The following is a 16369-nucleotide window of genomic DNA, read 5'->3' on the forward strand; positions in this document are numbered from 1 at the left end:
GCGCGGCTGCCGGTCGGGCGATCGTACGCGGGTCACTTCCCGCCGCGCGCTGTCGCCGGCCCCGGCTCAGTTCCCGCCGCGTGCCGTCACCAGTCCCGACTCGTAGGCGAACACCACCAGTTGGGCGCGGTCGCGGGCGCCCAGTTTGGTCATGGCGCGGCTGACGTGGGTCTTGGCCGTGTAGGGGCTGATGACCATGTGCTCGGCGATCTCCTCGTTGCTCAGGCCGCGGGCGGCCAGCGCCGTCACCTCGCGTTCGCGGCGGGTGAGGCCCTCCAGGCCGGGGGCGGTGGCCCGGTCCGGGGGGCGGGCGACGAACTCGCCGATGAGCGTGCGGGTCACCGACGGGGACAGCAGTGCCTCGCCGCGTGCCACGACCTCGATCGCCTGGAGCAGGTCGGCCGGTTCGGTGTCCTTCAGCAGGAAGCCGCTCGCGCCCGCGCGCAGCGCCTCGAAGACGTACTCGTCGTGGCCGTAGTTGGTGAGCATCACCACGCGGACGTCCGCGAGGGCGGGGTCGGCGGCGATCAGGCGGGTCGCCTCGATACCGGTCATCACCGGCATCTGTACGTCGATCAGGGCGATGTCGGGGGCCTGCGCGCGGACGAGGGCCACGCCCCGCTCCCCGTCGGCCGCCTCGCCGACCACCTCGATGCCGTCCTCGGCGTCCAGCAGGGCCCGGAACCCGGCCCGCATCAGCGCCTGGTCGTCGACCAGCGCGACCCTGATCATCCTGCCTCCCCCAGCGGCAGCCGCGCCCGCACCGAGAAGCCGCCCTCCGCGCGCGGGCCCGCGTGCAGCGTGCCGCCGAGGGCGGTGACGCGCTCCCGCATGCCGGTGAGCCCGATGCCGGGCACCGGCGGACGGTCCGGGACGGCGTTGCCGTCGTCGTCCACCCGGATCGTCACGTCCTGCCGGCCGTAGGCGAGTTCCACGCTGACCTGCGCCTGTCCCGCGTGCCGTGCCGCGTTGGTGAGCGCCTCCTGGACGATGCGGTAGACGGCCCGGTCCACGGTCGCGGGCAGCGGGCGGGCGTCCCCGGTCACCGCCAGCTCGGCCGCGAGGCCCGCCGCCCGGGCCCGTTCCACCAGCAGCGCCGGGTCGCCGCCCGGCTCGTCGGTGCGCAGCACCTCCAGGGTGGCCCGCAGTTCGCGCATGGCCTCCCCGCTCGCCTCCTGGATGGCGAGCAGGGCGGGCGGCACCTCCTCGCCGCGCTTGCGGGCGAGGTGCACGGCGACGCCGGCCTGGAGCTTCACGATGGAGATGCTGTGCGTGAGCGAGTCGTGCAACTCCCTGGCTATCCGCAGGCGTTCCTCACCGGCCCGGCGCAGGGCGGCCTCCTCCCGGGTGCGCTCGGCCTCCACGGCGCGCTGTTCGGTCTGGCGCAGGTAGGCCTGCCAGTTGCGGTCGGCGAGCCCGGTCACCACCGCGCACAGGAACCAGCCCGCGAGCAGCGCGGACTTCTCCAGCACCTCCTGGGTGCCGGGTCCGGTGGCGAGGTGCGCGGCGAGGAAGGCCCCGGCCGCCGCCCCCGCGAGGGCCCGGTGGCCGACCCGGGCCGCCGTGTGCACGGCGCCGATGACGGGCAGGGCGGCCAGGGTTCCGGGCTGGGCGTGCAGCACGTAGGCGGCGCCGCTCACGGTGGCGACCGCCAGCACGGCCCGGGGCGCCGCCCGGTGGAACGCGAGCGCCGCACAGCCCGCGGCCGCGAGCGCGTAGTCCACGAGCGCCGCACCGTCCGCCGTGGCCAGCACCAGGGCGCCGACGACGACCGCCAGGGCCGCGTCGGCGAGCTGCGCGCGTGTGACCGTGATCCCGCTCATGACGGCACAGTAGACGCCCGCACCGACACCGGCGTCAGCCCTGTGGACAACTCCGGCACTACTCCCCCCGCAGTAGTTCCCGCTCCCCGGCGACCCGCGCGGAGCAGCGTCAACTCCCTTCGGCCGTACGACGACCGCGGGCCCCCGCCCGGAGCACGCTGCTGCCCATGACCACACCCTTCCGTTACACCCGGCCCGTGCCGCCCAAGGCGGCCACCGGCCGTGTCACCGAGGTCTACCGGCAGCTCTCGCATGACTTCGGCATCGACGAACCGGTCACCTTCGTGGTGCTCTCCTCGGCACCGGAAATCCTCACCGCCACCTGGGCGTTGATGCGCGAGTCGCTGATCGCGGGCCCCGGCGGCCGGACCGGCAAGGAGCTCGCGGCGCTCGGGGTGTCCCAGGCCAACCAGTGCCCGTTCTGCGTGGACGCCCACACCGTGCTGCTGCACGCCACCGGCGACCACACCCTCGCCGAACGCCTGGTGCGAGGAGAGCGCCCGGAGAACGAGGAGCACGCGCGCGTACTGGAGTGGGGCAGGCGGACCCGGGTGCCCAGCCCCGCGTCGCAGCCGTACCCCTTCCCCCGTGCCCACGCCCCCGGGTACGTCGGCACGGCGCTCGCCTTCCACTTCATCAACCGGATGGTGTCGGCCCTGGTGAACGGGGGCCTGATGCCGGCGAACGCCCAGCGGCTGAGGGTGGTGCGCAGCCTGGCCGGCCGTTCGCTCTCCCGGACCGTGCGCCGCACGGCCGTGCCCGGCGCGTCGCTCGCACTGCTGGACAGCCTTGAGCCCGGCGAGGCTCCCGCGTGGGCGGGCGACCGTGCCGTGGGACCGGCCTACGCGGCGCTGCTGCGGGCGGCCATGGCGGGCGCCGAGCTGCTCGACGCCGACGAGCGGGCCGTCGTACGGGAGCGGCTGTGGCACTGGGACGGGCGGCATCCGGGACCGGCGCTCGAAGGGTTCCCGGACCGCCGGGAACGGCCGGGGGCGCGGCTGGCGCTGCTGGCCGCCCTCGCGCCGTACCGGATCACCGACGAGGACGTGGCGGCCTGGCGGCGGCCCGAGCACACCGACCACTGCCTGGTGCACCTCGTGGCCTACGGGGCGTTCACGGCGGTGGACCGGATCGAGTCCGCGCTGAGCCGGTCCATCGCACGGACATAACAGGGCAGAGCGCGCACGGGCGGTGGGCCTGCGTCACCGCCCGTGCACGGAGCGAGTTGACCCTTCCGCCCCACAGTCAGTCGTGCGAAACTGCCGTCCCGTCCGCAGTGCGGACCCCCTCCGCACCGTCCCCCACGAAAAGTGCGCCGTGCGTTCCTACCCCCTCCCGCTCGCCCTCACCGCCCGCCTGTCCCCCGTCGTGGTGCTCGCCGTGGCGGGCTGGGCGCTGACGTCCGGCCCGTTCGCCGCGGAACCGGAGGCCGCCGCGCCGCAGGCGCAGCAGAGGACGGAGCACAAGTCCGCCTCGGCACCCTCGACCTCGGCCGCCTCGAAGACGTACACCGGGGCCCCCGCGCCCTGCGACAGCGTCTCCTCGGCCACGGTCAAGTCGCTGGTTCCGGGCGCCAAGGCCGCCGGCAAGGAGATCCCGTCCACGGACGCCGAACTGCGCCGCACCTGCTCCTGGAACGCGCTCCAGGGGTACGACTACCGCTGGCTCGACGTCTCCTTCGAGATCACGGACTCGGACGAAGCGGCACAGAAGTCGTACCAGCAGCGAGTCGAGGACAAGAGCGGCGGAGGGGATGTTCCGGGCCTCGGGGACGCGGGGTATTCGGTGGTGAACCTGACCACCGAGGACAAGCAGCAGACCCGCGAGGGCGTGGTGCTGGCCCAGGTGTCCAACGCGCTGGTCGTCGTCACCTACAACGGCAGCGACTTCGAGACGAAGCAGGCGCCCGGCTCGGACGAGATCAACAAGGGCGCCATCAAGGCCGCCAAGGAGGCGGTGGCGGCGCTGGAGGACGGCCGGACGGGCTGACCGTCCTCCCGCGGGCCCGCTAGACGCTGCTCCGACGCGGCAGCATCAGCGCGAGATACAGCACCATCGAGGTGCCCAGACCCACCGCCCAGCCGTAGTCGGCGAGCGAGGAGAGCGCGGGGACGGGCGTGCCGTCGATCAGCGGGTCGAAGTCCGCGCCGCCGATGGCGAGCACACCGCCGGCCAGGAAGGCCACGACGGCCCGCCAGTTCCAGCCGCCCTCGTACCAGTAGCGCCCGCCGGTGCGGTACAGGTCGGTCAGGTCGAGCCGGGCGCGGCGCAGGATCCAGTAGTCGGCGATGACGATGCCGGCGACCGTGCCGAGCAGTCCGCCGACCAGGCCGAGCCAGGTGAAGATGTAGCCCTGCGGGTCGGAGTACAGCTTCCAGGGGAAGATCAGCACGCCGAGGACGCAGGTGGCGAGGGCGCCGGCGCGGAAACTGATCTTCCGAGGCGCGATGTTGGAGAAGTCGAAGGCCGGGGAGACCAGGTTGGCGGCGATGTTCACCGACAGGGTCGCCACCAGCACGGTCACCAGGGCGAAGAGCAGTCCGACCACGTTGTCGGTCTTGGCGGCCAACTGCACCGGGTCCCAGATCGGTTCGCCGTACACCGCCGCCGAGCCGGAGGTGACCATCACCGACAGGAACGCGAACAGCGTCATGGTCGTGGGCAGTCCGAGAGCCTGTCCCCAGGTCTGGGCCTTCTGACTCCTTCCGTACCGGGTGAAGTCCGGGATGTTCAGGGAGAGCGTGGACCAGAAGCCGATCATGCCCATGAGGGAGGGCCAGAACAGCTTCCAGAAGTCGCCGCCCCAGCCGAGCTTCGAGGGCTGGTCCAGCAGCGGGCCGAAGCCGCCGGCCTTCTCGCTCATCCACCACAGCATCACGAAGGCGCCGACCAGCACGAAGGGCGCCGCCCAGTTCTCGAACCGGCGGATCGTCTCCATGCCCCGGTAGATGATCGCGACCTGGATCGCCCAGAAGATCGCGAAGGACAGCCACATGGTCCAGGCGTACCCGCCGATCCTCCCCGCGTCGGCCCAGCCGTCCCCGATCAGCTTCCCGGCCAGGAAGAAGATCGCCTCGCCGCCGATCCAGGTCTGGATGCCGAACCAGCCGCAGGCCACCAACGCCCGTACGACGGCGGGCAGGTTGGCGCCGCGGATGCCGAAGGAGGCGCGCGCGAACACCGGGAAGGGAATGCCGTACTTGGGTCCGGCGTGCCCGGTGAGCAGCATCGGCACCAGCACGATCACATTGGCCAGCGCGATGGTGAACACCGCCTGCTTCCAGTCCATGCCGACGGCGATGAGCCCGGAGGCCAGGGTCCAGGAGGCGGTGTTGTGGGCCATGCCGACCCACAGGGCGGAGAAGTTGTACGTGGTCCAGGTCCGCTTCTCCACCGGGACCGGGAGCAGGTCGTCGTTGGCGTAACGGCCGCTGGGCGGCGGGGACCCCGGGGCGAGCTCCACCCGGCCGTCGGCCAGGGTGACTTGGGAGGACGGCGGTATCGCCGTGGGAGCGGTGTCGGTCATGGGCAGGCCAATCAGGGACGGTGGGACGGGAAAGGCCGTGCGGGTGGCGCCGATGGGGGGGTGCGCTGAGGGAATGCGCCCTGGGCCCCCTCCCCGGGACGGCGGGAAGGGGGTGTCGGGAGGGAGGTCAGCCGCGGAGCGCGGGGATGACGTGGGCCCCGTACGCGTCGATGACGGCTTCCTGGGCGTCGTGCATGTCGTAGACGGCGAACTGGTCGACACCCAGCTCGCGCAGGGCGGTCAGCTTCTCGATGTGCTTGCCGACGGGACCGATGAGGCAGAACCGGTCGACGATCTCGTCCGGCACGAAGGCGGTGTCGGGGTTGTCGGCCCGTCCGTGGTGGGAGTAGTCGTACCCCTCACGGGCCTTGATGTAGTCGGTGAGTTCATCGGGTACGGCGGCGGAGTGCTCGCCGTACTTGGACACCAGGTCGGCCACGTGGTTGCCGACCATCCCGCCGAACCAGCGGCACTGCTCACGGGCGTGGGCGAGGGCCGCGGGCGAGTCGTCGTCGGTGACGTACGCGGGGGCGGCGACGCAGATCCTCACCTCGTCGGCCCGGCGTCCCGCGGCGACGGCCGCGTCCTTGACCGCCTTGACCATGTACTCGGTGAGGTACAGGTCGGCGAGCTGGAGGATGAAGCCGTCCGCCTCCTCGCCGGTCATCTTCAGCGCCTTCGGGCCGTACGCGGCCATCCAGACGGGGAGTTCGGCGCCCGGCTTGATCCACGGGAACCTGATCACCGTGCCGCCGAGGTCGGCCTCCTCGCCGCTGCCGAGGGCGCGGATGACCTTCATGGCCTCGCTGATCCGGGCGAGGGTGTTGGGCTTGCGGCCGGCCACCCGCATCGCGGAGTCGCCGCGGCCGATGCCGCAGATCGTGCGGTTGCCGAACATGTCGTTGAGGGTGGCGAAGGTGGAGGCGGTGACCTCCCAGGTGCGGGTGCCCGGGTTGGTGACCATGGGCCCGACCGTCAGCTTGGTGGTGTGGGCGAGGATCTGGCTGTAGATCACGAACGGTTCCTGCCACAGCACGGCGGAGTCGAAGGTCCAGCCGTGGGTGAAGCCGTTGCGCTCGGCCCGCTTCATCAGGCTGACGACCTTCGAGGCGGGCGGGTCGGTCTGCAGGACGAGTCCGAAGTCCATGTGCGCCACTCCTAGATGAGGTACTGACAGGTGGAGCGGGGCGTGTAGACCCCGTGCCCGGCGCGGCCGGTGTACTCCCGCTCGCTGATGACGACTTCGCCGCGCGAGAGGACCGTCTCCACCCGGCCGGTGATGCGCCTGCCCTCGTAGGCCGAGTAGTCGACGTTCATGTGGTGGGTGTCCGCCGAGATGACCTGCTCGGCGCCCGGGTCGTAGATGACGACGTCGGCGTCGGAGCCGGGCGCCAGGGTGCCCTTCTTCGGGTACATGCCGAACATCCGGGCCGGGGTGGCGCAGGCGATCTCGATCCACCGGCGACGCGAGATGTGCCCGTCGACCACGGCCTGGTGGAGGAGGTCCATACGGTTCTCCACCCCCGGCAGACCATTGGGGATCTTGGAGAAGTCACCCCGGCCGAGCTCCTTCTGGCCCACGAAGCAGAACGGGCAGTGGTCGGTGGAGACGACCTGGAGGTCATTGGTGCGCAGCCCCTGCCAGAGCCTGGCCTGGTGCTCCCTGGGGCGCAGCGGCGTGGAGCAGACGTACTTGGCGCCCTCGAAGCCGGGCTCGGCGAGGTTGTCGGTGGACAGGAACAGGTACTGCGGGCAGGTCTCGCCGAAGACGTTGAGCCCGTCGTCGCGCGCTCGCGCCAGCTCGGCGACCGCCTCCATCGCCGAGACGTGCACGACGTACAGCGGCGCGCCCGCGACCTGCGCGAGCCGGATGGCGCGGTGCGTGGCCTCGGCCTCCAGCAGTGCCTTGCGCACCTCCCCGTGGTAGCGCGGGTCGGTCTCCCCGCGCGCCAGGGCCTGTTCCACCAGCACGTCGATGGCGATGCCGTTCTCGGCGTGCATCATGATCAGGCCGCCGTTCTCGGCGGAGCGCTGCATGGCGCGCAGGATCTGGCCGTCGTCACTGTAGAAGACGCCCGGGTAGGCCATGAACTGCTTGAAGGAGGTGACGCCCTCCTCCACCAGCAGGTCCATCTCCTTGAGCGTGTCCTGGTTCACGTCGGAGACGATCATGTGGAAGCCGTAGTCGATCGCGCAGTTGCCCTCGGCCTTGGCGTGCCAGGCGTCCAGGCCCTCGCGCAGACTGTGTCCGACGCTCTGCACGGCGAAGTCCACGATGGTGGTCGTACCGCCCCAGGCGGCGGCCCGGGTGCCGGTCTCGAAGGTGTCGGAGGCGAAGGTGCCGCCGAAGGGCAGCTCCATGTGGGTGTGGGCGTCGACCCCGCCCGGGATGACGTACTTCCCGGTGGCGTCGATCGTGCGGTCCGCGCTCCAGCTCTGCGTACCGGGCACGGTGAGGGCGGCGATGCGGCCGTCCTCGATCAGGACGTCGGCGTGGACCTCGTCGGACGCGGTGATGACGAGACCGCCACGGATGACGGTACGGCTGCTCATGGTCCCTCTCCTCCCGGGGTGGGCGGTGTGCTCAAGGTGCGGTCAGCGGGGGGTAGGCGTCGGGGCGGCGGTCCCGGTAGAACTGCCAGCGGTCGCGGACCTCGCGCAGCGTGGCCATGTCCAGGTCGCGGACGACGAGTTCGGTCTCCTTGTCGGAGGCCACCTCGCCCACGAACCGGGCCTCGGGGTCGACGAAGTACGTCGTCCCGTAGAAGTCGTTGTCGCCCAGCTCCTCGACGCCGACCCGGTTGATCGCCCCGACGAAGTACTCGTTGGCGACGGCCGCCGCCGGCTGCTCCAGCTGCCACAGGTAGGCGGACAGGCCGCGCGAGGTGGCCGAGGGGTTGAAGACGATCTCGGCGCCCGCGAGGCCCAGCGCCCGCCAGCCCTCGGGGAAGTGGCGGTCGTAGCAGATGTAGACGCCGATCCGGCCGACCCGGGTGTCGAAGACGGGCCAGCCGAGGTTGCCGGGCCGGAAGTAGAACTTCTCCCAGAACCCGGGCACTTGGGGGATGTGGTGCTTGCGGTACTTGCCGAGGTACGAGCCGTCCGCGTCGAGCACGGCGGCGGTGTTGTACAGCACGCCGGGCTGCTCCTCCTCGTACATCGGCAGGATCAGCACGATGCCCAGCTCCTTGGCGAGCGCCTGGAACCGCCGGACGATCGGGCCCTCGGGGATCTGTTCGGCGTACTCGTAGAACGCCTTGTCCTGCACCTGGCAGAAGTACGGTCCGTAGAACAGCTCCTGGAAGCACAGCACCTGTGCACCCTGGGCGGCGGCGTCGCGGGCCGCCTGCTCGTGCACCTGGATCATGGACTCCTTGTCGCCCGTCCACGCGGTCTGGAAGAGGGCGGCGCGGATCACTCGGCTCATCGGGACCTCCGGTCGCTCGGTGTGCAGCGAGACTAGGAAGTCCGAGGGCCTGCTTCGATTGGCACGGTGTCACGTCTGCGGGCATCCGGCGTGCCACGGTGTCACCCTGTCTCAGGCCCATGTTTCACCGCCGTTTTCCCAGGTCGTCGTATGTTTCAGCTCTGTTGCGCATCGTGTGCGAGCAGGGCGATGTGCACCGAGGCGGCCTGCTCGAAGTCGTCGAGGTCCACCCCGAGGCGGCCCTGTATGGCCTCCAGGCGGCGGTAGAGCGCGGGCCGGGAGACATGGTGGAGCTGGGCGGTGCGGGACTTGTTGCGGCCGGTGGCGAGGTAGGTGCGCAGCACCGCCAGCAGGTCCTCCTCGGGGCCGCCGAGCAGTCCGTCCAACTCCCGTTCCGCGAAGGACTGCACCTGCGGGTCGTCCCGCAACAGCCGTATCAGGCCACGCAGATGGACGTCCCTGAGGCGCACCACCGCGGGGACGTCGAGGACGTCGGTCACGGCGTCGGCGACATGCCGCGCCTCGCGCAGTCCCGCGGGCACGTCGTCCCAGGCGGCGCGGGGGTCGGCGGCGGCCACGACGGTGCCGGGTGCCTCCGCGCGCAGCCGGGTCGCGAAGTTGGCGGTGAGCACGCCCGCGTCCTGGTCCCGGGCGAGGCTCAGCAGGACGGCGGTGACCGGCTCGGCCAGCTCCGCGACGATGCCGGGGAGCCCCAGCGTCCGCAGCACCCGGTCCAGGTGGACGGGGTCGCCGCCCCGGACGACCAGCGGCACGAAGGTGCGCCGGTTGACGGGCAGTCCGGCCGCCCGCGCCCGGGGCAGCACCTGCCTGGCCGGTACGACCCCGCTGACCAGGTCGGTGAGCAGGCCCTGCGCGGACTGCTCCTCCCAGCTGCGGGCGGAGGCGCCGCCGAGCATGCGGTGCAGCACCAGGGCCTCGGCGGCGCGGTCGGCGAGCAGCCGTCCGGTGGCGGAGTCGCCGCGGTGGCCGCACAGCACGATCCGGCCCCAGCGCTCGCCCCGGCCGCCGAGTTCGGCCCGGATCCAGCCGTCGCCCGCACTGCCTCCCCCAGTGCCTGAAAGGCCTGGGTGGTGCCCCCATGCCTGCCGGGCGATGCGGTCCCAGTCGCGCAGCACGTCGTCCACGGCCGACCGCTCGCCCGCGGTGGCCAGCACCCGGTGGGCGAGGTTGGTGACGACGACCGGGCAGGCGCTGTGCAGGGCGATCTCGTCGAGCAGCCGCTGGAGCGGGGCACCCCCGGTGATCAGGGCGGTGAGCGCGGTCCGTACCGACTCCGAGAGGCTGACGGCGGCGAACTTCCGCCGCACCAGCCGGGACTGGACCTCCTCGGTCAGCTCGGCGAAGGGGAAGGGCCGGTGCAGGACCACCATCGGCAGCCCGCACCGCTCGGCGGCCCGGCGCATCACGTCCGGGGCGGCCGGGAAGGCGCGGCCGAGTCCGAGGACCACGGCCGCGGCCTCCGCGCGGTGCAGGGACCGGATGTACTCGGCCTGGGCGCCGTCGTCACCGGCCAGCAGCACCCCGGTGGTCAGCACCATCTCGCCGCCCCTGAGCATCACGCCGACGTCGGCGGCCTCGGCCACGTGCACCCAGCGCACCGGCCGGTCGAGCTGGCCGGCGCCGGCCACCACCTCGGGCTCCCCGGCCAGCACCCGCTCCAGGGTGAGGACCTGACGGACCGACAGGGCGGGTTCCAGGGTGGTGGTCATGGCGGTGTCCCTTGCTGAAGGCTCCGCAGAGCGCGTTACCGAAGGCTCCGCAGAGCGCGTTCGAGGATCGCGGCACCCTCCTCGGCCTCCGCGACGGACAGCGACAGCGGCGGGGCGACCCGCAGCGCGCTGGTGTCATGACCGCCGCCCTTGCCGATCAGGAGCCCGTCCGCGCGGGCCGCCTCCAGGACCGCGGCGGCCGCCTCGGGAGCCGCCCGGTCCGTCCCGGGCTCGGCCAGCTCGATGCCGATCATCAGGCCGCGCCCGCGCACCTCCCGTACGTGCGGCACCTGCGCGGCGACCGCCCGCAGCCGCTCGATGAGCAGCCCGCCGACCCGCCGGGCGTTGCCCTGGAGGTCGTGCTCCAGGAGGTACGTCAGGTTGGCGAGCCCCGCCGCCATGGTGACCTGGGTGCCGCCGAACGTCGAGATGCTGTTGGCGTCCAGGCAGTTCATGATCTCGGCGCGGGCGATCACCCCGCCGATGGACATCCCGTTGCCGATGCCCTTGGCGAAGGTGACGATGTCCGGCGGGCCGTTCCTGCCGTGCGCCTGCCAGCCCCAGAAGTGGTCGCCGGTGCGGCCCCAGCCGGTCTGCACCTCGTCGGCGATCCAGAGGATGCCGCGCTCGGCGAGCACCTCGCGGAAGGCCGCGTACAGGCCGTCCGGCGGGGAGGTGAAGCCGCCGACGCCCTGCACGGGCTCGGCGATCAGGGCCGCGGGCGCCCGGGTGTGGCCGAGCAGGTCCTTCAGGTCCTCGACGCAGGCCGCGATGAAGTCCTCGTCGCCGAGCGAGGCGTACGGGCCGCGCGTGCGCACCCCGCCGTGGACGTACAGCGTCTGCAGCGGGGACAGGGAGGTCGGGGACCAGCCGCGGTTGCCGGTGATGCCGACCGCGCTGAAGGAGCGGCCGTGGTAGCTGTTGCGCATCGCCAGCAGCGTGTTGCTCTGCCGGTGGGCGGTGGCGAGCAGCAGGGCGGTGTCGTTGGCCTCGGTGCCGGAGGTGGTGAAGAAGACCCGGGCGTCCGGGATGCCCGACAACTGGGCCACCCGCTCGGCGAGTTCGACCATCGGGCGGTTCAGGTACAGGGTCGAGGAGTGGATGATCCGCCCGGCCTGTTCGCTCACCGCCTTGGTCACCTCGGGCAGCGCGTGCGCGGTCATCGTGGTGAGGATGCCGCCGAAGAAGTCGAGGTACTTGTTGCCCTCGGCGTCCCAGACATGGCGGCCCTCGCCGTGGGTGATCTCCAGCGGCTCCTCGTAGTAGAGGGCGAGCCAGTCGGGCAGCACCCGGCGGTGGCGTCCCAGCAGATCGTCGGCCGTCACGGCTGCACCAGCCCTTCGTAGGCGTCGGGGCGGCGGTCACGGTAGAACGCCCACTGCTGCCGCACCTGTTCGATGACGTCGAAGTCGAGGTCGCGGACGAGGAGTTCCTCCTCGCTGTCACTGGCGACCTCCCCCACGAACTGTCCGCGCGGGTCGACGAAGTAGCTCGTCCCGTAGAAGTCGTTGTCGCCGTACTCCTCGACGCCGACGCGGTTGATCGCGGCGACGAAGTACTCGTTGGCGACGGCCGCCGCGGGCTGCTCCAGGCGCCACAGGTGGGACGAGAGCCCGCGGTGGGTGGCGGACGGGTTGTAGACCAACTGGGCGCCGTTCAGACCCAGTTGCCGCCAGCCCTCCGGGAAGTGGCGGTCGTAGCAGATGTAGACGCCGACCTTGCCGACGGCGGTCTCGAAGACCGGCCAGCCGGCGTTTCCGGGTTTGAAGTAGTACTTCTCCCAGAAGCCCTTGACCTGCGGGATGTGGTGCTTGCGGTACTTGCCGAGGTAGGAGCCGTCGGCGTCGATCACGGCCGCGGTGTTGTAGTAGAAGCCGGACTGCTCGATCTCGAAGACCGGCACGACGATCACCATGCCGGTCTCGCGCGCGAGTTCGCGCATCCGGCGCACGGTCGGCCCGTCGGGGACGGGCTCGGCCCAGCGGTAGTGCTCAGGATCCTGCACCTGGCAGAAGTAGGGGGCGTTGAAGACTTCCTGGAACCCGATCACCTGGGCGCCCCGGCGGGCCGCCTCGCGTGCGTGCTCCTCGTGTTTCGCCACCATGGACTCGGTGTCGCCGGTCCAGGTGGCCTGGACCAGAGCGGCGCGTACGACGTTGGCCATGAGCTGCTCCTTCGACGGGACGTCAGAGCCTCTACGCCCGTAGATGCAGGCCGTAGAGGCACGAACGTAAGCCTCCTGGACGGGCTTGCCAAGACCATCGTCGGCAACCCGCTGCGGCGATCCGGTTTCACACTCCTGTGGGTGAGTCCCGCGGCCCGTCAGGCGGCGAATCCGGCGACCCTCAGCGCGTGGACGAGATCCCAGTGCCGCTCGTCCGACACACCCCGTGCGGCCTCCAGCAGCAACGGTACGAGGGTCCCCGGGTCCGCGGCCACGCTGCGGGCGGCCTCCTCGGGCGTGCGGACCCGTACGTAGGCGTCCAGCAGGGCGCCCATCTCGCGCCGGCGCCCCTCCTCGGCGAGCGCCAGCACGACCTGCCCGACCTCGTCGGCGGACCGGACGACTCCCTGCCGCATGATCTGCTCCGCGTCGCCCTCCCGGCCCGCGGCGACCAGCGCGTCCGCCGCCGCGACCAGCCGGTCGGCGGGCAGCGAGGCGGCCTCCCACAGCAGGGTGGCCCAGTCCGCGCCGAGCCCGGCCCGCTGGAGCTCGACGGCGAGCAGGGGGTACCGCCCGGGTGACGAGTACGTGATCTCGGCGAGCAGCGCGTGCGCCTCACCGCTACGGCCATCGCGCCGCAGCCGCAGCAGCCTCTCGACGGCCCCCGCGACCTCCTGCCGGTCCGCGCCGTCCACCGGCTCGACCAGCGGCTGCGCGGCTGGTTCCACGACCTCGGCGGCCCCGGCGAAGCGGGCCCCTCGGGGGGTGCGGCGGCCCGGGGCGTCGGAGGGCTCGAGGAGGGACGGTACGGCGGTGGGCGGTACGACGACGGGGGCGGCGGCCTCCTCATCCATCCCGGCGAAACGAGCACCGCCCCGGCGCCGCTTGCGCTGCTTGGGGACGGGGGCGGGGGTGGGAGACCCGGGCGGGGTCCCGGCACCCCAGGAGGGGAACGCCTGGGCGGGGGGTTGCGCGGGGTGCGTGCCGGGGGTCTGGGGGCTGGGGGTGTGCGTGCCGGGTGCCTGGGGGCCGGGGGCGTGGGTGTGCGCGTCGGGTGCCTGAGGGCCGGGGACGTGTATGCCGGGTGCCTGAGGGCCAGGGGCGTGCGTGCCGGATGCTTGGGACCCGTGGGTGTCGGCGTGCGTACCGGCTGCCCGGGCGCCGGGATCATCGGCATGCGCACCGGGTGCCTGTGGCCAGGCGTCGTCGGCGTGATCCGCGGACGCCCGCGTTGCGGCGTTCCGGGCCTGTACGCCGGACCCCCACCCGGGGGCCTCCCCGGTCTCTACGCCCGGCCCCTGAGCCTGGGCTTCCCCTGCGCCCGGCCCCTGCCCGAAGGCCCGCCCGGCCCGGTCACTGGACCCCCGCCCGAAGGCTCCCCCAGCCGCTCGCGACCCCCACCCCAGGGACTCGTCAGCCTCCACGCCCGGCCCCTGCCCCTGGGCATCCCCTGCGCCCGGCCCCTGCCCGAAGGCCCGCCCGGCCCGATCACTGGACCCCCGCCCCGAGGCTCCCCCGGCCGCTCGCGACCCCCACCCGAAGGACTCCCCGGCCTCCACACCCGGCCCCTGCCCCTGGGCGTCCCCGGCCTCTACGCCCGGTCCCCGCCCCCGGGCTTCCTCGGCACCCGACCCCTGCCCGGACGCTTGCCCGGCAGTTCGCGACCCCCACCCGAGAGCCACCCCGGCATCCCCGCCCAACCCCTGCCCGGACGCTCCCCCAGCACCTGCGCCCGACCGCTGCCCGGAGGCTTCTCCGGCGCCCGCACCCGACCGCTGCCCGGAGGCTTGCCCGACCACATCGCCGGGCCCCCATCCAGAGGCTCCCCCGGCCCGGCCGCCCGACGCCCGCGTCACCGCGCCTCCCCCCGGGAAGCCCGCGCCCTGAACGCCCGCCCCCTCTCGCCGTACGACCGCCGACCGGCGGTCCAACTCGGCCATGCGGGAACGGAGTTCGGCGCAACGGGCCGTGGCGCGTGTGTGGTCGTCGCGGGCCCAGGCGAGGTCGAGGCGCAGGGCGTCCGCCTGATCCTGCGTCGCGGCCTCGGTCAGCGAACGGCCCAGCTCCGCCTGCCGTTCCGCGGCGTACCGCTGCTCGCGGAGCATGACGTCGAGCCGGTCAGCGAGGGCGTCCCGGCCGCCGGGGCGGGTGTCGTGGGCGAGGAGCGCGGCGGCGTGCCGCGTGCGCGCTCCGTCCGCCTCGGCGCGCGCGACGTCGGGGCCGTACTCCGAGGCGAGGTCCTGCAGGAGCGCCTCCACCACGTCCCACGGCGGCACTTCACGGCCGTCGAGGCAGGCACGCATGCCGTCCGGATCGCGCTGCCAGAACACCCCGCACCAGCCGCCGCCCTGGTCGAGGCGCGCCATCAGACCGTTCAGGTAGTTCGCGAACTCCCGCACCTGAGCCGGGAGTTGTTCCACAGCCATGCTGAACTCCCGCCAAGACCGGAACACTCCGGTCCGTAGGCAACACCAGTCGTGTTACGGGGAGGCTACGGGGAGTTTTCCGGCGGAACGCAGAGTACGCCCGCCCTGCCGCAACGTGACCGCGAGAAGCTCAGGCCGCGACCGGCGCGCACAGCCCCGCCAGCTCGTCCATGGAGAGGCCGAGCGCTCGCGCCAGTGCGGCCACCGTGAAGAAGGCCGGAGTCGGGGCCCGGCCGGTCTCGATCTTGCGGAGGGTCTCGGCGGAGAGGCCGGCGCTCGCCGCGACCTCCGCCATGCTGCGGCCGCCGCGGGCCTCGCGGAGCAGCCGCCCGAGCCGTTCACCGCGCTCGCGCTCTTCGGGGGTCAAGGGGTTACGGACCATGCCCCCATACTAATACCGGTATAGTAATTGGCATGGTGGAACTGAAGACGGACACATCGATCGATGCCATGCACGAGGCCGGACAGGTCGTCGCCCGCGCCCTGACAGCCGTACGAGAAGCCGCTGACGTGGGCGTTTCCCTGCTGGAGCTGGACGAGGTGGCGCATGCCGTCCTGCGCGAGGCGGGGGCGTCGTCCCCCTTCCTCGGCTACCGCCCCTCCTTCGCCCCGACCCCCTTCCCCGCGGTCATCTGCGCCTCGGTGAACGACGCGATCGTGCACGGCATCCCGACCGCCTACCGCCTGCGCGACGGCGACCTGGTCTCCATCGACTGCGGCGCCAAGCTCGGCGGCTGGGCCGGCGACTCGGCGATCAGCTTCACCGTGGGCCGGCCGCGCCCGGCGGACCTGCGCCTGATCGACACCGCCGAGCGCGCCCTGGCGGCCGGTATCGAGGCGGCCGTGGTCGGCAACCGCATCGGCGACATCGCGCACGCCGTCGGCACGGTCTGCCGCGCGGCCGGCTACGGCATCCCGGACGGCTTCGGCGGCCATGGAATCGGCCGCCAGATGCACGAGGACCCCTCGGTCCCCAACGAGGGCCGGCCCCACCGGGGCATGCCCCTGCGCCACGGCATGGTACTGGCGATCGAGCCGATGCTGATCGCGGGCGGCAAGGACGGCTACCACGAGGCCCCGGACGGCTGGACCCTGAAGACGAACGACGGATCGAGGGCGGCCCACGCGGAACACACGGTGGCGATCACGAACAGCGGCCCCAGGGTCCTGACCGATCGGGGCTAGGCAGGCCCCCGTCCGGGGGCGCCCTGCACATGCCCACCGCCCATATCCGTGCCAACCTGACATAAGCGCACCATGTCCGGGTTACCCG

14 protein-coding genes are annotated in these 16369 nt (G+C 72.5%); 3 read left to right on the forward strand and 11 right to left on the reverse strand.

Translation table 11 applies throughout. The annotated features are described in order from the left end of the window. Positions 1-66 precede the first annotated feature (66 nt). A complete protein-coding gene (locus tag ACWD1Z_RS06450) occupies positions 67-732 on the reverse strand; it encodes a response regulator (protein ID WP_451116042.1) in 666 nt (221 codons plus the stop codon). After that, positions 729-1823, reverse strand: a complete 1095-nt coding sequence (locus tag ACWD1Z_RS06455) for a sensor histidine kinase (protein ID WP_451116043.1) — start codon at positions 1821-1823, stop codon at positions 729-731. Before ACWD1Z_RS06455 ends, ACWD1Z_RS06450 begins: the two co-directional genes overlap by 4 nt. 167 nt (positions 1824-1990) lie before the next feature. Between ACWD1Z_RS06455 and ACWD1Z_RS06460 the strand changes: the two genes are divergently transcribed. Together ACWD1Z_RS06460 and ACWD1Z_RS06465 are read left to right on the forward strand one after the other, a co-directional pair. Further along, entirely contained in the window at positions 1991-2992 is a 1002-nt protein-coding gene (locus ACWD1Z_RS06460; protein WP_451116045.1) for a carboxymuconolactone decarboxylase family protein, read from the forward strand. Between the two features lie 148 nt (positions 2993-3140). Beyond that, positions 3141-3812, forward strand: coding sequence for a hypothetical protein (locus ACWD1Z_RS06465; RefSeq protein WP_451116047.1), 672 nt, complete (start codon positions 3141-3143; stop codon positions 3810-3812). 19 nt (positions 3813-3831) lie between these two features. Here the strand turns inward: ACWD1Z_RS06465 and ACWD1Z_RS06470 are convergent, their stop codons facing one another. The 9 genes from ACWD1Z_RS06470 to ACWD1Z_RS06510 all read right to left on the reverse strand — a co-directional run bounded on the left by ACWD1Z_RS06470 (position 3832) and on the right by ACWD1Z_RS06510 (position 15478). Next, positions 3832-5349 carry an NCS1 family nucleobase:cation symporter-1 gene (locus ACWD1Z_RS06470; RefSeq protein ID WP_451116049.1) on the reverse strand — a complete coding sequence of 506 codons (1518 nt, stop codon included), beginning with the start codon at positions 5347-5349 and terminating at the stop codon, positions 3832-3834. A gap of 127 nt (positions 5350-5476) precedes the next feature. Beyond that, entirely contained in the window at positions 5477-6496 is a 1020-nt protein-coding gene (locus ACWD1Z_RS06475; protein WP_451116051.1) for a TIGR03842 family LLM class F420-dependent oxidoreductase, read from the reverse strand. 11 nt (positions 6497-6507) lie between these two features. After that, complete coding sequence (gene hydA, locus ACWD1Z_RS06480; protein ID WP_451116052.1) at positions 6508-7902, reverse strand: dihydropyrimidinase; 1395 nt, start codon at positions 7900-7902, stop codon at positions 6508-6510. 31 nt (positions 7903-7933) lie between these two features. Further along, complete coding sequence (locus ACWD1Z_RS06485) at positions 7934-8776, reverse strand: nitrilase-related carbon-nitrogen hydrolase (RefSeq protein WP_451116054.1); 843 nt, start codon at positions 8774-8776, stop codon at positions 7934-7936. A 155-nt stretch (positions 8777-8931) separates the two neighbouring features. After that, positions 8932-10506, reverse strand: a complete 1575-nt coding sequence (locus tag ACWD1Z_RS06490; protein ID WP_451116056.1) for a PucR family transcriptional regulator — start codon at positions 10504-10506, stop codon at positions 8932-8934. A gap of 35 nt (positions 10507-10541) precedes the next feature. Continuing rightward, entirely contained in the window at positions 10542-11831 is a 1290-nt protein-coding gene (locus tag ACWD1Z_RS06495; RefSeq protein ID WP_451116058.1) for an aspartate aminotransferase family protein, read from the reverse strand. Beyond that, positions 11828-12670, reverse strand: a complete 843-nt coding sequence (locus ACWD1Z_RS06500) for a nitrilase-related carbon-nitrogen hydrolase (protein ID WP_451116059.1) — start codon at positions 12668-12670, stop codon at positions 11828-11830. Before ACWD1Z_RS06500 ends, ACWD1Z_RS06495 begins: the two co-directional genes overlap by 4 nt. 158 nt (positions 12671-12828) lie before the next feature. Then, positions 12829-15096 carry a hypothetical protein gene (locus tag ACWD1Z_RS06505; protein WP_451116060.1) on the reverse strand — a complete coding sequence of 756 codons (2268 nt, stop codon included), beginning with the start codon at positions 15094-15096 and terminating at the stop codon, positions 12829-12831. Between the two features lie 130 nt (positions 15097-15226). Then, entirely contained in the window at positions 15227-15478 is a 252-nt protein-coding gene (locus ACWD1Z_RS06510; RefSeq protein ID WP_451116062.1) for a helix-turn-helix domain-containing protein, read from the reverse strand. A 32-nt stretch (positions 15479-15510) separates the two neighbouring features. Between ACWD1Z_RS06510 and map the strand changes: the two genes are divergently transcribed. Next, positions 15511-16281 (forward strand): type I methionyl aminopeptidase, encoded by a 771-nt coding sequence (gene map / locus ACWD1Z_RS06515; protein WP_451116064.1) that lies wholly within the window; start codon positions 15511-15513, stop codon positions 16279-16281. The last annotated feature ends 88 nt before the right edge of the window (positions 16282-16369 follow it).

It is taken from the genome of Streptomyces sp. NPDC002784, from assembly GCF_053592135.1.